The sequence below is a fragment of the Paenibacillus sp. FSL L8-0436 genome (genome assembly GCF_038593025.1).
Taxonomy (GTDB): Bacteria; Bacillota; Bacilli; order Paenibacillales; family Paenibacillaceae; genus Paenibacillus_AQ.
On the sequence record NZ_CP151955.1, the window covers coordinates 1630534 to 1648664 of the forward strand.

Annotated in this window: 16 protein-coding genes and 1 pseudogene; 9 read left to right on the forward strand and 8 right to left on the reverse strand. The window is 45.4% G+C overall.

The genetic code is table 11. The features are described from left to right. Positions 1–39: 39 nt before the first annotated feature. Together NSS79_RS07600 and sigK are read left to right on the forward strand one after the other, a co-directional pair. Positions 40–819 (forward strand): DeoR/GlpR family DNA-binding transcription regulator, encoded by a 780-nt coding sequence (locus tag NSS79_RS07600; protein WP_342438870.1) that lies wholly within the window; start codon positions 40–42, stop codon positions 817–819. A 1222-nt stretch (positions 820–2041) separates the two neighbouring features. After that, entirely contained in the window at positions 2042–2743 is a 702-nt protein-coding gene (gene sigK, locus NSS79_RS07605; RefSeq protein WP_038587424.1) for an RNA polymerase sporulation sigma factor SigK, read from the forward strand. A 49-nt stretch (positions 2744–2792) separates the two neighbouring features. Here the strand turns inward: sigK and NSS79_RS07610 are convergent, their stop codons facing one another. The 5 genes from NSS79_RS07610 to NSS79_RS07630 form a co-directional block, all read right to left on the reverse strand. After that, on the reverse strand, positions 2793–3110 hold the full coding sequence (locus tag NSS79_RS07610; RefSeq protein ID WP_342438871.1) for an ATP-binding cassette domain-containing protein: 318 nt from the start codon (positions 3108–3110) through the stop codon (positions 2793–2795). 72 nt (positions 3111–3182) lie between these two features. Then, positions 3183–4364: an alpha/beta hydrolase gene (locus NSS79_RS07615; RefSeq protein WP_342438872.1), complete on the reverse strand. Its 1182-nt coding sequence runs from the start codon at positions 4362–4364 to the stop codon at positions 3183–3185. Positions 4365–4589: 225 nt separating this feature from the next. Continuing rightward, positions 4590–5645 (reverse strand): HAMP domain-containing sensor histidine kinase, encoded by a 1056-nt coding sequence (locus tag NSS79_RS07620; RefSeq protein ID WP_342438873.1) that lies wholly within the window; start codon positions 5643–5645, stop codon positions 4590–4592. Position 5646: 1 nt separating this feature from the next. Beyond that, positions 5647–6342: a response regulator transcription factor gene (locus NSS79_RS07625; RefSeq protein WP_342438874.1), complete on the reverse strand. Its 696-nt coding sequence runs from the start codon at positions 6340–6342 to the stop codon at positions 5647–5649. 355 nt (positions 6343–6697) lie between these two features. Continuing rightward, positions 6698–7114: a MerR family transcriptional regulator gene (locus tag NSS79_RS07630; protein ID WP_342438875.1), complete on the reverse strand. Its 417-nt coding sequence runs from the start codon at positions 7112–7114 to the stop codon at positions 6698–6700. Positions 7115–7234: 120 nt separating this feature from the next. Here NSS79_RS07630 and NSS79_RS07635 point away from each other — a divergent pair, with 120 nt between their 5' ends. Both NSS79_RS07635 and NSS79_RS07640 read left to right on the forward strand, forming a co-directional pair. Beyond that, on the forward strand, positions 7235–8284 hold the full coding sequence (locus NSS79_RS07635) for an NAD(P)-dependent alcohol dehydrogenase (protein ID WP_342438876.1): 1050 nt from the start codon (positions 7235–7237) through the stop codon (positions 8282–8284). A gap of 29 nt (positions 8285–8313) precedes the next feature. After that, a pseudogene (locus tag NSS79_RS07640) lies at positions 8314–8418 on the forward strand (sigma factor); the annotation flags it as partial. A gap of 52 nt (positions 8419–8470) precedes the next feature. Here NSS79_RS07640 and NSS79_RS07645 read toward each other — a convergent pair. After that, the gene (locus NSS79_RS07645; protein ID WP_342438877.1) at positions 8471–10798 is read right to left on the reverse strand and encodes an AraC family transcriptional regulator; all 2328 of its coding nucleotides are present in this window, start codon (positions 10796–10798) and stop codon (positions 8471–8473) included. A 233-nt stretch (positions 10799–11031) separates the two neighbouring features. Between NSS79_RS07645 and NSS79_RS07650 the strand changes: the two genes are divergently transcribed. The 4 genes from NSS79_RS07650 to NSS79_RS07665 all read left to right on the forward strand — a co-directional run bounded on the left by NSS79_RS07650 (position 11032) and on the right by NSS79_RS07665 (position 15550). Further along, a complete protein-coding gene (locus NSS79_RS07650; protein ID WP_038587622.1) occupies positions 11032–11970 on the forward strand; it encodes an ABC transporter permease subunit in 939 nt (312 codons plus the stop codon). A gap of 12 nt (positions 11971–11982) precedes the next feature. Continuing rightward, positions 11983–12861, forward strand: a complete 879-nt coding sequence (locus NSS79_RS07655; RefSeq protein ID WP_342438878.1) for a carbohydrate ABC transporter permease — start codon at positions 11983–11985, stop codon at positions 12859–12861. A gap of 74 nt (positions 12862–12935) precedes the next feature. Beyond that, positions 12936–14471 (forward strand): extracellular solute-binding protein, encoded by a 1536-nt coding sequence (locus NSS79_RS07660; RefSeq protein WP_342438879.1) that lies wholly within the window; start codon positions 12936–12938, stop codon positions 14469–14471. Positions 14472–14491: 20 nt separating this feature from the next. Next, positions 14492–15550 (forward strand): glycoside hydrolase family 130 protein, encoded by a 1059-nt coding sequence (locus tag NSS79_RS07665; protein ID WP_342438880.1) that lies wholly within the window; start codon positions 14492–14494, stop codon positions 15548–15550. Here the strand turns inward: NSS79_RS07665 and NSS79_RS07670 are convergent. Beyond that, positions 15486–15857, reverse strand: coding sequence for a hypothetical protein (locus tag NSS79_RS07670; RefSeq protein ID WP_342438881.1), 372 nt, complete (start codon positions 15855–15857; stop codon positions 15486–15488). The two genes, NSS79_RS07665 and NSS79_RS07670, sit on opposite strands and share 65 nt — an antisense overlap. A 200-nt stretch (positions 15858–16057) precedes the next feature. Between NSS79_RS07670 and NSS79_RS07675 the strand changes: the two genes are divergently transcribed. Continuing rightward, on the forward strand, positions 16058–16384 hold the full coding sequence (locus tag NSS79_RS07675) for a hypothetical protein (RefSeq protein WP_342438882.1): 327 nt from the start codon (positions 16058–16060) through the stop codon (positions 16382–16384). 39 nt (positions 16385–16423) lie between these two features. Here NSS79_RS07675 and NSS79_RS07680 read toward each other — a convergent pair whose 3' ends face one another. Further along, the gene (locus NSS79_RS07680; protein WP_342438883.1) at positions 16424–18130 is read right to left on the reverse strand and encodes a histidine kinase; all 1707 of its coding nucleotides are present in this window, start codon (positions 18128–18130) and stop codon (positions 16424–16426) included. Between the last annotated feature and the right edge of the window lies 1 nt (position 18131).

Below are 18131 nucleotides of genomic sequence, written 5' to 3' on the forward strand. Positions count from 1 at the left end.
GCAGGATGATTTTGAAACTATGTTAAGGGAGGGAGCAAGTTGTCGCTTGCTGGGGAGGATAGAAAGATCAGTATTATGAATCTGCTTAATGAGAAGGGCAAAGTGATTGCCAGAGAGCTTTCCTTGCTCTTTGAAGTTTCAACGGAAACGATACGAAGAGATCTCGATGAGCTGGAAAAAGAAAATAAATTGAAAAAAATATACGGCGGTGCAGTTAAGTTCAAGGTGGGGATGGAGCCTCCGCTGTATGAAAGAGAATTATTAAACGCTGAGGCTAAGAGCAAGATCGGGCTTCTCGCTGCGGAGTTAATTGATCACAACGATGTGATTATAATAGATGAAGGAAGTACGGCCCTGCAAATTATTCATTTTTTAGAGGGCAAGCATAATGTAACGATATTGACCAACTCTATACCAGCGATGATGTTACTGATTGAAAATAAAAAACGCGGGGCCTTCGACGGTAAGATTATTTTGATAGGCGGAGAAGTCAACGTAAAACACTTGCGGGTATCCGGTCCGATTGCTGAGAAAATTATGGAGGATTTCTATGTCAATAAATCCTTTATTTCTGTGGATGGTGTTTCCTTGGAGTATGGGATAACAAGCTATGACTATGAGCAGGCGGTACTGACCAGGGAATTAATTCGTTGTTCAGAGACAGTGATTGTAGTTGCAGATGAGTCGAAAATCGCTAAACGAACATTGGCCAAAATTGTTGATTTTCATGAGGTGCATGTTATCGTTTCCGATCAAGAGCCTCCAAACGGTTGGATTCCGAAACTTAAGGATAGCGACGTCAGATGGATCCATCCTTAGGGCTGAAAATCATAAGTTTTTAATGAATGAACCTTAAATTACGATCTGTAACAGATTGTAATTTAAGGTCACTTTTATTGCCTTTCTAGAGCATGTCTTCAAACTGGAAGAGCTCTGGGGAAGCAGGGATTTAGTATTGAAAGTAGGGGACCTAAAAGCCCGCAGCGGGTTCATATACTCGTAACGGACTCAGGAGGCGCTATGGAGAGTAAAACACCTGTTTATTCTCTTTTGCGGACCCAGGCGACCTTATCTGCTCTGCATTCTATCTAAAAACGGCCAGCAGGGAGAAATAACTGCGCTGGAGTCCGTTGTCCTCCTGTAACAGGCTAAAAGCCCCAATTAAGTGCAACTCGGTCCGTTCGTAAACTCCTTTCTCCGCGTGTGATCAGAAAGTGCTACTGTACCCATGATTCCTTAGGGCTTACAGCAGCAGGTTTTGGCGGGGAAGCGGTTTGAAGACACGCTCTAATCTATCACGAGAAATCCACCTTTAATTTCTTCTTCATCTTACCTATAATTACATAAAAAGGGTTATGGAGTGAGTTTCAACGAAAGGAGTTTAATATGAAAAAGGATTGGAGAGCAGTTCAGATCATCATAGTAATCTTAATAGTAACAGATGGATTTAAAAATTTTTATAATTTAACAAGTGAAACCCATTCAATCGGGTTCAACACTTCATTAACAACCTCTTTCTACTACTTCCCATCTATTCTGCTGTCAGTGTGTTTAATACTTTCTATTGCTTTATTTTTTATTACAAAAAGAAATATGTTTTACAGATTGTTAAGTGGGTCTATTCTTTTGTACGGCATAGATACAATTATTTTCACTCTGGTGATATTATCACCTTCAATCAGTGATTACTGGTACATTATGATCATGGGATTATTGTTGGGATTCATCGAATTTACTGTCGGCAAAAAAATGCTCAAAACTGATTGCAAATATGGCAAGTGGAGGTATACCATGCGCTGACGCTAATGATTTCATTTGCGACGCGGATTGTACACAGGAGTCGTGTTGACGCACGGCTCCTTTTATATTCGTATCTTATCACACCAAAGAGTATACCTAAAACCCCTGTTATAATAGCCCGTACCTATTTCTCCCGTACAGGCACTTCTAGGCATCTACCCACATACAATAAAAGGACCATGAACCCGTAGTTCTCATTGCTGATCGGTTTCATTGTACATGTGCGGGAGGTGTCGCCAAGTTGCCAGGAATCATAAGCACGATAGCGCTACTGATCAAAGAACTGACGCTGCTGGTATCGTACGTAAGAAACAATGCTTTTCCCCAGCCGCTCTCGGAGCAGGATGAAAGCAAATACTTAGGCATGATGGCTGAGGGCGACGCTAAGGCTCGTAACTTGCTAATCGAACACAATTTGCGCTTAGTTGCCCACATAGTAAAAAAGTTTGATAACACCGGCGAGGATATGGAGGATCTGATTTCCATCGGCACGATCGGATTAATCAAAGCCATCGAGAGCTATCGGCCGAACAAAGGCACGAAGCTCGCGACCTTTGCTGCTCGTTGTATAGAAAACGAAATTTTGATGCACCTACGTTCGCTCAAGAAAACACGTAAGGACGTATCTCTCCACGATCCAATTGGGACAGACAAAGAAGGTAATGAAATTACACTTATCGATATCCTTGGCTCCGAAGCTGATGATGTCATTAAAGAAGTCGATCTGAAGATTGAAAAGAGCAAGATTTACCGCAACCTCGACATTTTGGACGAGAGGGAGAAGGAAGTAGTTGTCGGACGTTTTGGCCTCGACACAGGCGGTGAAGAACGGACGCAGCGGGAGATCGCCAAGGATCTCGGCATTAGTCGCAGTTATGTGTCTCGGATAGAAAAGCGGGCGTTGATGAAGCTGTATCATGAGTTTTATAAGGCGAAGCGCTGAGGTCTGGATGATAATTTAAGTAATAAGTAGCGATTAACAATAGAACATTTTAAAAGCGACTTGCCAACAGGGAAGTTGCTTTTTTGTTAGTACGCCCAGCATGGGCGTCATCTCTAGGGTGAAAGTCCCGAACGGAGGCTGGTGAGCGCCTAACATTAGCCAAGGACAAGGTTGTCCATCGTGAGGTGGAATCTGAAGGAAGTCGGAAGAGGTACACGGAGGTTGGCTTGAGCATCGCCAAGAGCATCTTTATGGTCGTTGTCTTTCCAGCGCCATTCAGTCCCCAAAATCCAAATCTTTCTCCTCGGCTCACCTCCAGCGAAAGATTGTTCAATGCGATATAGTCGCCAAACTTCAACTCCTCCATAAAGAGAGAGCTTATTCAGGATTCTAAGTACGCCACTCCTGAACAAGCTCAATCAGAAATCTTTCAATAAATCTACTTTATGATGTCCTGGCAATCGCTTAAGCGAGGCGAGGCTGGCCCAAGCCCAATTGAGCAGAGCCAATTCAGCACTACCTCATGCAGCACGTTGATGTTGTCTACCTGACAGTGTTCTAATCCGCCAAGTCGTCTATCCTCTATCGGGTAGAACGTCTTGTTTTTCGAACCCGCTTGCTCGTAATTCTTCAAGGCTTGTGTCAGCGGATTTGGCTGAACCAATATCTCTTCCGCCCCGTGCATTACAAGAAGCGGACATTCTATCTGGTGGAGCACGCCCTCAAGATTATAGGCAAAACGCGGATTCCCCGCAAAATCCTCCAAGCTTTTTGCCCCCAGAATTCTCATGCCGTGTGCGGCCAGACTCGGCGGCATCCATTTAAGCATGGCATCCCAGTCGAAGGCGTGCGTACCGCCGTCGGAGATGACGGCAGCAATCCTGTGATCGAACGAAGCGAATCGCAGCGAGTCGTAAGCCGCAAAACTCTCCCCGTGCACGATAATCTTATCGGGATCAACTTCCGGCCGTGTTAGAAGAAAGTCGATTGCTCGGGAATGAAAAGCCTCACTGTCCGCCCGTCTCCCCTTTCCCTTTTCGTACAGCGAGAGGCCGGTGCCAGGCTGGTCATAGACCAGAAAGTTATATCCACACGAAATGAAGGCGGGACCTAGCCAGAAATAATTTTCAATTGACCACTCGTCGCCACCGTTAAGCGCAAAAAGGGTCGGCTTTGGACCTTTTATCCAGGAAGGGGAGAAGAAGTACCCCTCCAGCTTGACATCCTCGTAATCGACTTGGATCTTCTCCGGTCGGACATCGAAGTACTTTCCGGCAGCTTCGAAGAGTTCATTTACCTTCTTAAAGATACGGATTTTCTCGATGTCATCATCCATCACCGCATACTCTGCGATTCTGTAGTAATTGCAGGCGCGAATGTAGCAGTTTCGTGCTGTATACCAGTTTCCAGCCGTTTCGGCCTCCTTGCCGTGTCTTTCCAATGCCTGGGCGGTTATGAACCATTCCCTGTGCCACGTATCCTTGTCATCGGGGTCGATTTTTTTGCAGGACTCGTAGATCTCGGTGACGTCCGTAGCACCGAGGCTTGCCATACCCAAAGCTTTGGTGACTTGGTATGACATCATGTAGTTACTGGGCCAACGGCTGAACTCAATTGACATTGCAACCTCCTCCTTTTCCAGTTCTAGTGATTGTAGTTTTTTTACTACAAGTATATTTTTACAACACAAAGATAAAGCTTCTTTAAAAGAAAAATAAATGTTTATAAAGAGAATATAAAAAACTATAAACCGCTGAAAAAAATCAAAAAAGGCTGCTGCCTGGGTGTGGTCACACCTGGCAGCAGCCTTTAACTTTGTTGTAAAAGAAGATGTGCAAAAATAAGGTCAGCGCTGTGCCGCCCGGGGAAGGCTGAATCTTATCCCCAAACCGCCATATTCGGAAGGGTAGGCAACAATTTCGCCCCCGTGATGTTCAATAATGGATTTACAGCTTGCTAGCCCCAGCCCCAGCCCGCCCTTTTGGATTTGCCGGGATTTATCCACAGTGAAAAATTTGAGGAACAGAGAAGAAATATCCTTATCCGGCACTCCAATTCCGTTATCCTCGATTTGGAAATAGGCATAATGTCCTAGCGGGTATCCGGTCATATACACTTTCAGCTTATTCTTCCCTCCATATCTTACAGCATTGCTAAAGAGGTTGCCGAAAACCCGACGGATCATCGGTTCATTGAGCATTAGCAATATATTTTCCGTGAATGAATGGCGGCAAGTAAGCTCGTTGTCAAGTCCCGCCAGCTCGTACTCATATTCAAGGGCAATTTTTTCAAATAATTTTGATGCTTTTACAGGTTTAGCTACCATGGATTCCAACTCCAGTTTTTCTTTGGTGAAGCTGGAGAAATCATTGATGAGTTCGACCATATATTCTGACTTCCTTTGAATCAATTCATAATATTCCTGCTTTTCAGTTTCTGGTAAGTCCTTGTGTGCAGCCAGCAGTTCAGTAAAACCGTTAATAGAGGTCAGGGGTGTTTTCAAATCGTGGGCGATTGCGGCAATCATATCGGTTTGCTCTCTGTGGGCGAGTTGAAGCCTATGCTCCATCTTATTGAAGTGCTTATATAGTTCTCCGATCTCGTCATTACTCCTCAAAGCTAGCGGAGGCATTGGATGTACAATATTTACTTCTTCCAGCCTGGTATTCAGAAGCTGAATGGGTTTCTCTATGCAAAAATGAATATAGATAATCAGAATAATAAATATGAAAAAGGCAATGGCAAATATGGGCAGGAGCAATGCTATATATCGCGAGTCCAGCAATGAACTGCGTATAGGGGAATATACTGCAAAGACAAGCTTCAGGTACATTCCAATTGAAAACATAAAAATTATAAGCATCAGCAGGAATAAGAGGGGAAGTTTTATTTTCAGTTTCATACTATTGCTCTCTTTCCGTATATTTATATCCTATGCCCCATATGGTTTTAATAAAGTCATAATCAGGACCAAGTTTCTTACGGATATTTTTTATATGGACCGTTACGGTATTTATTTCTCCGTATTCGTCTCCCCAGACGTTTTCATATATCTGCTCGCGAGTCAATACATGATTGGGGTGACGCATAAGGATAGACAAAATTTGAAATTCCTTCGTTGATAAGTCGAGCTTCCTGCTATGCAGGAATGCTTCAAACGTCTTATCGTTCAAAATGAGCGGAGCATCCGCCTTTTCGTTACTGGTACTAAGTTCATCCCACTCTTTAAACAGCCTGTCCACTTTTCTGAAGTGGGCCTTTATCCTGGAGGCAAGCTCCTGAATACTGAAAGGTTTGGTCATGTAATCGTCTGCTCCTATTTCGAGCCCGACGATTTTATCAATGTCCTTATCACGCGCACTTAAAAAAAGAATTGGAACATTATAAGATTTTCGGATACTTCTGCAGACATCATGTCCATCCATATCAGGCATCACTATATCAAGAACGATGAAATCAATGTGGTTTTCTTCCAATGCAGATAAGGCTTCTTTCCCGGAACATGCCGAAATTATTGCAAATTGCTCGTACCTTAAACTCTTTGTGATGAGTTTTACGATTTCTTCATCGTCGTCTACAACTAATATCGTTTTTGGCATCTGTATACCTCCCAACCTCTTTACATGGACTGCATTTATAACACAAGAGCCGCATGACTCGAATTGACAAGTGGAAACGGCTTTGCCGTCCTTTTTAAGGACGGTACCGTTTCAGCGAGAAATAGAAGGATAAGTTATCGTGTGAAACATATAACGCTTATATTTCAAAAAAAGTCGCGCTCAAAGCGCCTCTCCAGTTCCGGATACGCTGGAATAAGAGCTTGAGCAACGCCTTGGGGAATTCTGATATAAATAATAATTCCTTAATCTTGTTGATGCAATTCTCCACTTCGTAAATAGAATCAAGGTCTAAATATTGAATTGCATAGTCCGTAGAAGTACGTGAAGTCCATTTCTAATGAGCGGATGAACTTTTTATTTTATTGTTTTTATGAACATCTTCCGTACCGCTATCCAAGGCGGTCTTGTAATATAAACATTTATGTTCTATGACTTCCATCGTTTTTTTTAATTCTTCCATCTGTGCTTCTACGGAAGCTTTCCGCTCCAGGAACATGTCATATCTTTGCTGCAAGGTGGAATCCCCCTCAGAGCACCACTCAATAAAATGTTTAATTTCCTTAATCGGCATCCCGGATGACTTCAAGCATTCAATGACTTTTAAAGCGTCCATATCCGATTCCTTGAAAAGGCGTTTCCCGCTGGAGGTCCTTTCTATAAAGGGCATAAGACCTTCCTTGTCATAGTAACGCAGGGTATGTGGTGTCATGTTAAAGTGTTCTGCAACTTCACTTATGGAGTATGTCTTCATTATGTATCTCCAGTCTCAATTGTATTTTTTGCTTGACTTAGAGTTAACTTTAAGTAATAACATATGTTTTGTAAAGCCGGTGTTACAGATTTTAATATTAACTAGAAGAGAGGTTACATTATGATAAAAGTTAGTGCACGCGCTACATTCAGCCAGGAAGGTCCGTTCAAGCTAACCACCATTGAGCGCCGGAATCTTCAGCCGCACGATGTTCTTATTGAGATTAAGTACGCTGGGATCTGCCACTCGGACATTCATACAGCCCGCGGGGAGTGGGGGCCGGTCACCTATCCACTTGTTCCAGGGCATGAGATCGCCGGAATTGTTAGCCAGGTCGGTTCCGCAGTCACAAAGTATTCAGTAGGTGACCGGGTAGGGGTAGGGTGCTTGGTTGACTCCTGCGGAGAGTGCAGCAATTGCCATAAAGGTGAGGAGCAATATTGCCTTAATGGAAGTACAGGCACCTATGGAGCTACCGACCGGTACGGGCACTATACCCAGGGCGGGTATTCCACTCACATTGTTGTAACAGAAGACTTCGTGGTCCGGATTCCTGACGCTATTCCGCTTGATGCTGCTGCACCACTTTTGTGTGCCGGAATCACAACCTATTCACCGCTGCGCCATTGGGGGGCCGCTCCAGGCAAAAAAGTAGCTGTGGTGGGTCTTGGCGGACTTGGACACATGGCTGTGAAAATCGCTCATGCCATGGGGGCTGAGGTTACTGTTTTATCACAGTCACTGAAAAAGAAGGAAGACGGTCTGCAATTAGGGGCGGACCATTATTATGCGACTAGCGATCCGGAGACATTTAAGCAGCTTGCCGGTTCGTTCGACCTGATCGTAAATACAGTAAGTGCGCAGATTAATATTGATGCCTATCTTTCGCTTCTGGCGCTGGATGGTACATTAGTCAATGTCGGTGCACCCGCTGATCCATTGGCAGTTAACGTATTCTCGCTGATCGGCCACCGCCGCTCGTTTGCCGGATCAATGATTGGCGGAATCCGTGAAACGCAGGAAATGCTTAATTTCTGTGCTGAGCACAATATTGCATCTGAGATCGAGGTTATTTCTGCCGACCGGATCGATGAAGCCTGGGAGCGTGTACTTGCTTCAGATGTCCGTTACCGGTTTGTAATTGATATCAGCACGATGGGGAATGAATAAGGATCGTCCTCTTTTTGACATTATATCGTGTCCATAACCTCAAAAAGTTCGATAACACAGGCGAGGATATGGAGGATCTGATTTCCATCGGCACGATCGGACTGATCAAGGCCATTGAAAGTTACCGTGCCGGGTGGGAATTCTTCTCTTGGGGAGGAGCTAGGTTTCACTACAGCCGGCCCGGATCTATTTCTGATTGGATTTCCTGTAGACTGCCGGAGTAACGCCATATCTTTTTTTGAAAGCAATATAGAAGGTGTTTAATGAAGAAAAGCCATATTTCAGTACGATCGGCTCAATCGGCGCTTCGCTGGATAGCAGTTCCCCGCAGATGATGCTTAGACGTTTCTCGGATATCGTTTCCGTAATGGAGCGGTTCGTCTCGTTCTTGTACAAATTTCTAATATAATTTACCGACAGGCCAAGCTCATCGGAGAGCATCTTAACGGACAAATTAGCATCGGTCAGATGTGCTTCGATGAGCTGTTCAACCTGCCCGACCAGACCGGCATTTCTTGAGACACTGCGGACGGCTGCGATCTCATCCAGAAATTTGGCGGATACTCCTGCCATCCACTCCACAACGGCTTCAAGTGTTTCGAGCTTAATAATCTGATTCTCTACCGAGGTCAGACTCCAGGAGCTGGGCAGCACGGGTTGATGGGTGATCTCCTGCATCGAGCGGCGGATTTCCATAAATAAAGTGATTAATGACATTTTGCATTCGAAGTATGGCCGTTCTCTAAGCGAAGAAATAGCCATATACAGGCTGTCAAGGAAGGCGGAAGGATCCGCTCTATGAATGGCCTGTACCATTTGCCTTTCCAGCTCCAGCGGCATATGATACAGCTCGGCAGGGCTTGCATCTGCATACTCCTCTATTACAAAGGCTCCTTGCCCTAAACGGAAACGCTCCTGGGTCATCTCATAGGCCTCCATATACCCCTCATGAAGTTCGTTCACCCCCTCCAAATGTTTGCCGCAGGCTACTGTGGTTCCGATGGTTAGAAATTGTGCTACCAGCTGCTGCGCCTGCTGAAGCTTCCCGGCATACATAACCGCAGATTGCCCCCTGCCAACCGGGAGAATCACTGCAACATGATCTTTGCCCATATCAACGGTAAGAATCCCTTTCATAACGTCTGTCTGCAGGGATTCCTGGATAATATTAGCCATGGCGAAGCGCAACAGCCGCTGGTCTTTCTCCGAATACCGCACTGTAAAGGAAGCAAACTGGTCTATCCGGAAGATAGCTACAGATATTCCCTCCTCAGACAGTTCAATGCCAAGCTCGCTGCAATTGTTGCGGATTTCCGCAATGGATAAGGTAAGCCCCCCCAATAATTCACGTATAAACCGCTCCCGGGCCAGAAACTTGTTCTTCCGCCCATGCTCGGTCAGCTCATGGATCCGCTCATTCTGGGAGACAAATACCTGGGATAAATACACCAGCTCATTGGCTTCGTTCTGCCCGTCCAGCTGCTCCGCATGATGCTGCTCCATAACATTGTGAACAAGCTCCTGGATTGGCGAATACACCCGTTTCGACAATAGAATGATCACCCACAGAGAAGCGGCAAACAGGCCTGCAAACAGTAGCAGTGTCAAATTCCGCAGCCATGTGATTTTGCTTAAGATTATCGATTTGGGAATCGTCTCGATAAATCTCCAGTTTTGGATGCCGTTGATGGAGGTATTGGCGTAGACCAGCATTTGCTCCGGGGATTTCTGCGGCTTCACGATCTTCCAGCCGTTCGCCTCCTTTTCCACGGCCTGGCTGAACTCTTGTATCTGTTCTGCATCCAGCTTCACGGTGCTGAAGACAAGCTCTTTTTTGTCATTGAGCACAAAGACGCTGGTCTCCAGAACATTGCTGTTATTCTGCAGCAGCGTCATGATATTGTCAGCATCGACGTTCAGTACGAAAGCGGAAATAGATTTGCCGGTCTCATAGGGGACGATAGCCGTAATCACTTTCTTCTCCTTGCCGGATTCCAGCGGCAGCATAAGGGTCCGGGGAATAAGAAAGGCTCCGTCAGTCAGTTTCCGGGTCCGCAGCCGCTGTAATACTTCCTGGTCATAGAAGCTGTCAAATTCATTCACGCCCAGCCGGGAATCGATAATTTGCTGCGTATAATCATTAATCAGATAGACCGAATCGATGGATGGATTTCCCTTCTTGATGTTCATCAGCCGGCTCCAAACCGCATAGGTGTCCAGGTCGCTGTGCTGCTCTGAGAGCGCATAAGACTCGATCTGGACATCGGAGCTCGAGGAATAAGCGTAATTGATAGACCATTCCATGAGCTGCGCTGTATTCTTGGCTCCATTGACTAACAGAGACTCGGAGTGGTCGCCGATTTCCTTGAGCAGGGTCTTTGAGGATAGAGAATAGAGGGCAATGAATGAAACTGCCAGCACGATAATATTGGCGCTGACAAAATAAATGATGATTTTGATAAAAGTGGAGCGTTGCTTCAAAAAATTCAACCGGGATAGTTTGAATCTAGGCATGTTGTACCCCCGTCTGTATCTCTGTGGATTGATAAGGCAGATTTATTGTATCATATCGCTGCTTTTGATAAAGACAATCGATGGTTCCTGAAACTGTGATGCTTTTGGGAAGTCCGCTGATTCATGCATACAGTAGACATCGTTAATTCCCGCAATGGTCTGGAATATCAAAGCCTGGTATGTTTTTCCCAGACAAAGCTTGTAACGAATTATTCACGAGGGGGTACACAGAAATGCCAAATGTCCGGAAACGCGGGGCAGGCTACAAACTGCAGCAAATTGCACGTAATCCTTTTTTATACGGGATGGCGGTGCCAGGATTGCTCTTCTTTCTTATCTTCAGTTATTTTCCGATTTACGGAATCCTTATTGCGTTTAAGAATTATGACTTTTCCAAAGGGATTACCGGAAGTGAGTGGGTAGGCTTCCGCAACTTCAATTATTTCTTTACATCGGACGACTTCTGGATCATCCTGCGCAATACCCTGCTGCTGAATGTGCTGTTCATTGTTTTTACAACACTTGCAGCGGTTCTTATTGCTCTGATGTTCAATGAGATCCGCAATAAGTATTTCAAACGGATTTCGCAGTCGCTGATTTTTCTTCCTTACTTCATGTCATGGATTGTGATCGGCATGCTGGTTCAATCCTTCCTGGGAGGTGAATCTCCGCCTGTCAATGCGTGGATTCAGAATTTGGGCTTTGAGCCGGTCAATTGGATGTTTGAATCTGCCTTATGGCCATGGATCCTTACGATTATCCGTGTGTGGCAGGGAGCCGGCTACTTGTCAATTATCTTTTTGGCGGCCATTACGGGTATCTCCGAGGATTTATATGAAGCAGCACGGATAGACGGCGCCTCCAAGATGCAGATTATGCTGAGGATTACCTTACCTCTGCTTGTTCCGACCATTTCCATTATGACCCTTCTGTCGGTAGGCAGAATCTTCAACGGCGACTTTGCCATGATCTATGCGATTATCGGTGATAACTCTCTGCTGTACCCGACGACGGATGTGATTGATACCTTCGTATTCCGTTCCATGCGGCAGCTTCATGATTTCGGGATGTCCTCCGCGGTGGGCTTGTTCCAGTCGGTGATGGGTCTTATCTTCGTGATTATCGCCAATGCGGTTACGCGCAAAATGTCCAAAGAATCTGCTTTGTTCTAGGAGGGAAAACACTTGAAACAGACGTTGTCTGACCGTTTATTTAGCATTTTTGCCTATGTTGTCCTCATCTTGTTCACCCTATTCTGCATTCTTCCATTTCTGTTGATGGTCATCGGTTCATTCACAGAGGAGAGTGAGCTGATTGTGAACGGCTATACGCTCTTCCCTAAAGCATTCTCGGTTGCCGCATACAGAGCGCTCCTGCATTCAGACGCCTTGTACAATGGATATGGCATAACCATAATCATTACAGTTGCGGGTACGATCACTGCACTCTGCATTTCGGCCATGCTGGCCTATTCACTGGCCAATAAACGTAATGTGCTGCAAACTCCATTTTTACTTTTCTGCTATCTGCCCATGCTGTTCTCGGGAGGAATCATTCCCTTCTATATCGTGGTCAGCCAATGGCTGCATTTGCAAAATACAATCTGGGCGCTGATTCTTCCGCTGCTATGCCAGCCTTTCCTTGTATTCCTTCTCGTAAGCTTCTTCAGAACGGTTCCGGAGGAGCTGGAGGAAGCGGCACGTATAGACGGCGCCAATGAAATGAGAGTATTCTTTCAGATTATACTTCCGATCTCGAAGCCGATTCTGGCTTCAGTGGGACTGTTCTACGCGCTTTATTATTGGAATGACTGGTATATGGGACTGATGTTTATCGATAACGAGAAGCTGTTCCCGCTGCAGCTGATACTGCGCCGGATGGTCTCTAATATGGAAGCGGCCAAAAATCTGATTCCGGCTTCCGCTGCAATCTCTACCGTGGCGCCGACTTACGGGGTCCGCATGGCAACGACAGTGCTGACTATCGGTCCGATTATCCTGCTCTATCCCATGCTGCAGAAATATTTTGTCAAAGGGCTGACGGTAGGGGCAGTCAAAGGGTAAGGCAGTTTCTGGCATCAACCGGATTTCCGGTTATTGCATATAAGCATTATTATGAATTAGGGAGGGTTATTAAAATGAGATCAAAGAAAATGCTCAGCATCACTATAGCTGCGGTACTGTCACTATCCATGCTTGTATCCGGCTGCGGGGGAAACGGAAACAAAAATGCGGGAGCTGGCACTCCGGATAACGGAGAGGGCCAGAGTAATTCAGCGGACAGACCGAAGGAGAATGTCGAATTAAAAGCATATTTCCCGGGTGATAAGCCTTCTGGCTTCGAGGATGTGCTCAAGGCAGTCAATGAAAAGCTGAAAGCGGACAACGTAGGCGCTTCGTTAAATATCAATTTTCTCCCGTGGTCCGATTATGGCAATTCGGTCTCGGTTAAAATGTCGGCAGGCGAGGAATTTGACATGTATCTGGATGCGCCGTGGTTATCGATGTCACAGATGATTGCCAGCGGCTCGATTATTCCGCTGGATGATATGGTAGCTTCGCGCAAGGAATTGAAGGAGTCCATTCCCGATCAAATGTGGGATGCCAACAAATTTGGCGGGAAGATCATGGGTATTCCACTCGGGACTGTGCAGGGAACCTTGTACGGCTTCGTTATCCGCAAGGATCTGCGTGAGAAATACGGGATGCCCGAGCTGAAGACAGTAGCTGATGTGGAGAAATTCCTGTATACCGTCAAAGAAAAGGAAACTACGATTAAGCCGTTTGTAATCGACGGCCGCAAAGCAGACAAGCTTCCGGCATTATTTAATGACACCTTAAATACTGGGAAAGTAAGCTATATTGAGACCTTAGTGCCTATGTTCTATTATTCACTTGAAAATAAGAAGGTTGTAGGAGCGTGGGATGCCAAGACGCTGGACCAATCCTTTGAACGGGCGACTAAGTATTATGAGGATGGCATCCTGTCCAAGAATATTGCCCAGGAGCAGAATGCCCAGACTTTATTCAACCAGGGTAAATATGCGGCAACCTATTATGCGGCTGATGGCGTAGAAGGTCTGAAGTATCTGGACGCGCTCAAGATTGATGGAGCCGAGCTTGAAGTGGTAGTTCCCCACGACGAGACCTCCAAGCCGTATTCCAATTACCAGCAGTGGAACTTCCTCACGATCCCCAAAGCTTCGAAGCATGCCGAGCTGGTCATGGATGTAGCCAATTGGCTGTCGGTTAAAGAAAATCATGATCTGCTGGAGTATGGTGTTGAAGGAAAAGACTGGGAATCCGTGGGCGATTCGAGTTACAAGCAGCTTTCTACGTATGTCTTCCCCGGGTTTGTGCTCACCTGGCGTCCAACACTGGAGCGTACTCCGGACAACATGCTGGCCGGTGACAAGGAATGGGTTGAAAAGGCCGGCGCAGCTGATTTCTTCAACTTAAGCCCCATCACCGGATTCAGCTTTGACGCCGAACAGGTGAAGACTGAATATGCCAAGACCACGCCATTCTTCGATTCTGTGTTCCTGCCGCTGTCCCAAGGTGTACTGCCTGCAGATAAAGGCAAAGAAATGCTGAAGGACAAGATTCTCGGTGTCGGCGGTCAAAAGGTAATGGACGAGATTCAGAAGCAGATCGATGCGGTAGTAGCCAAATAGAGCAGAAAGAGGAGATATGAATGACAGTAATACGTTCAGAACATAATCCTATCGTCAGGACGACCGATGTGAAGCCTTCACGGCCGGACTTCAAAGTGCTTGGAGCCTTCAATGCTGGAGTTGCTGTTTATGGAGAAGAAACCATTCTGCTGCTCCGTGTGGCCGAAGCGCCGGTCCGGAGCGCCGAAGGAGAGGTGCCGGTCCCGAAGCTGAATGATGCTACAGGAGAGATTACGGTAGAACGTTTGTCATCAAACGATGAACGGTATGATCTCAGCGATACCCGCTTTGTTGCGGAGAAGGGTCAAATGGTGATGCTGACCTCCATGTCCCATCTTCGCGTGGCACGCAGCAAGGATGGCATCCATTTCACCGTGGAGGATCAGCCGGCGATCTTCCCGCAGACGGCGCTTGAAGCCTGGGGAGTGGAAGACCCGCGCATCACGCAGATCGGAGATAAGTATTACATCACATACAGTGCAGCTTCTTCCCGCGGGGTAGGCGTAGGCTTGGCTGAGACATACGACTTTGTAACCTACAAGCGCCACGGAATAATCCTGGCTCCTGAGAACAAGGACGTGATGCTGTTTCCTGAGAGGATTGGCGGCAAATACTATGCCTTAACCCGTCCGGTACCGCATTCCTTCGGTGCGCCGGAAATGTGGATCGCGGAATCGCCGGACCTGCTGCATTGGGGCAATCACCGTTTCCTGATGGGACTCCGCAAGGCGTCCTGGGACGGTGGCAGAATGGGCGGCGGAGCCGTACCGCTCAGGACTGAGCGGGGCTGGCTGACACTGTACCATGGTGCCGATACCAAACACCGGTATTGTATGGGAGCCGTACTGCTGGATCTCGAAGATCCGGGTAAAGTCCTGGCACGTTCGACCCGGCCGTTCATGGAGCCGGAGGCGGATTATGAAGTGAACGGTTTCTTCGGCGGCGTGGTCTTCTCATGCGGCGCCCTCTTAATCGGGGATACCGTCCGGATGTATTATGGGGCTGCTGACGAAGTCATGGCAGTTGCTGATATTCCTCTGAATGATATTTTTGATACTCTGTTATATGAAGAGAATTAATTAGTCTATCCGGCATATCGTATTTACCGCAATATTTCAGCAAAGGGAGCGCCATAATCGGTGCTCCCTTTGCTTGGCTTACCTCAATTCCTCCAGCCGCTATACTGCCAATGATAAGCAGCACAATTGGAACACCAAACAACAGGATAAGTCCAGAGGATATGCCTTCATAACTAGTTGTGTGGATAACAATAGGAACGGTTACTCCGAAAAACGAAAGGATAAATAAAGTTACACCGATGACAAGTCCGACAAGACCAAATGTTTTAATAGTTCTTGCTTTTGAATTAGATGAGCGTTTTGTCATATAGAAAGCCTCCATTAATCATTAAACTTGTGTGCAAACCTAAATCTGACATGCGTTAGGTGCTTACCTCTCAAAGTATGCTTTCTATAGGGTAGACGATGAAGTGCGCCAACCCTGCAACCCAACTGATGCGTTTGTTTTCAGTTACTGTATAACACCAAGGAAGATGCTAAGCTTGCTAAAGGTTAATGACTATGAGAATGACAAAGAAATTTAAATTGCAGATTGCCGCTAATCATGTGAATTTGTACAAATGGGTAACTGAGATGACTCCAGCTGAATATGAATCCTTTTCAAAAGGTCACAAGGCAATGGGCAGTTATTTTGAAGATGGGGAATTCTATAAAGCATATATATGCCGATGGATACCAGCCATTGTTGGAGTTCCATGGGAAATGAAGATCACGCCTATTGATAACACCTCTTACGAACTTAGTTGTACGATTGGAGCGGACTTTCCATCTCGGCTACTGGCTATTGCAGCATGGATAAATGGTTTTGGCGGATTCTTTAGAAAAGAAATTTAATAAATAGTTTTTCATAACAACGGGGGGAGATGCTTTAAACTAGGAACATACTTGAAGTTCGCCATAAGGAATTTTGAGTGTAACTTGAGTCCCTTCCCCGACAATACTATGGATCGTCAATCCATACTGCTTGCCGTACATTAGAACCGCCCGATCATTTACATTTTTAAGCCCATAACCTTTAGATTGAGATTTAAGCAAAAGAACAAGCTGCTCTTCCTCCACTCCAACCCCATTGTCAGTGATCTGCAGAACAATACTTTGCTCTTCTTTCTTGGCTGAGAGACGTATTATTCCATCACCGTCTTCACGGTTTTCAATTCCATGAATAATCGCATTTTCGACTAAAGGTTGGAGCATCAGATTGGGCATAAGGCAAGAAAGAATAGAGTCATCAATCTGATAGTCCACTTTGAAATTGTTGCTGTGCATAATCAATTGGATATTAATATAGGACTGCACATTAAGAATTTCATCTGAAACCAATATAAGATTATCTCCCTTATTGAGAGTAGTACGATAAAATGTTGATAAAAGCTGTGCCATTTCACTAATATCCGTCGCATGGATTCGCAGTGCTCTCCAATTAATTATAGAGAGGGAATTGTAAAGGAAATGAGGGTTGATTTGCGCCTGCAGAGCTTTCATCTCATATTCCTTGCGTGCGATTTCTGCCACATACACAGTATCAATAAGAGTTTTGGTTTTCCCCACCATATTTCCAAATCCTCTGATCAGATCACCAATTTCATCTTTAGACTCGCTAGAGACTTTAATTTCCAAATTCCCTTCTCCAACAAGCTTCATGCTTTTATGCAGCCGGTGAATAGGCAACATAATTCTACGCGAAAAGAGAGTGCCAGCCACGACAACTGCCGCGATGCAGGCGGCAATCATCAACAGCACGATCAAGGCAATCCACCATGCGGACTTTGTGATTAGATTTGTCGGCTTATATAAATATACGCTCCATCCCGCAAGCGGAACAGTAGAAGACAAGGCGGTGTAGCTTTCACTTTGCCAATGTTGCTTAGCGGTAACCGGAATGTCCGGATTTTCACGGTTAGCGCCCGAGGAATAGACGGTATTTCCGCTGGAGTCCAATATAATAATCTCCGAGCCGTGAAATTGGAGGGGCTCAAAAGTTTTGAATAGTTTATCATAGTTAACCCGTGCAAATAGAATATTATCTTTGGGATTTCTGTGTTTCGTGCTAAGGATTCTGCGGACACTGTATATGTTTTTTTCACTGGCAGACCAAAGAACATCAACCGATTTCATTACATTCGGATACCAGGAGGTTCCCTTTATTTCATCAATAGGGATTACGGTGTTTCCGTGTTGAGGTAAATTAGTCCCGGTATAAAGCGTGATTTGTTCTACTCCAGGATTTAAATAACGTGCGGTATAGAAGTTTTGATCGATTACATTAGTTAACTGATCATACATTTCATATTCACTGGTATAAGTGTTATTAGCGGCATTTATAATTTCTTGATTGAAGCTCAGAAAGTTCATGAATTTATTATAAACATCAAGTTGATTATTTACAGTTAAGACACTTTGAGTTAATGTGGCATTTAGATCGGCTTTTGCTTGCTGCACTAAGAGTGACCTGGTTTTCGAGAAGCAAAAACTTCCGAGAACAATCACAGGAATCATACTTACCAGTAAAAAAGAAAGCTTTATTTTGGTTTGAAATCGAAAGTCACCGATTCTCTGTTTAAAAGACCGCCATATCTGCATG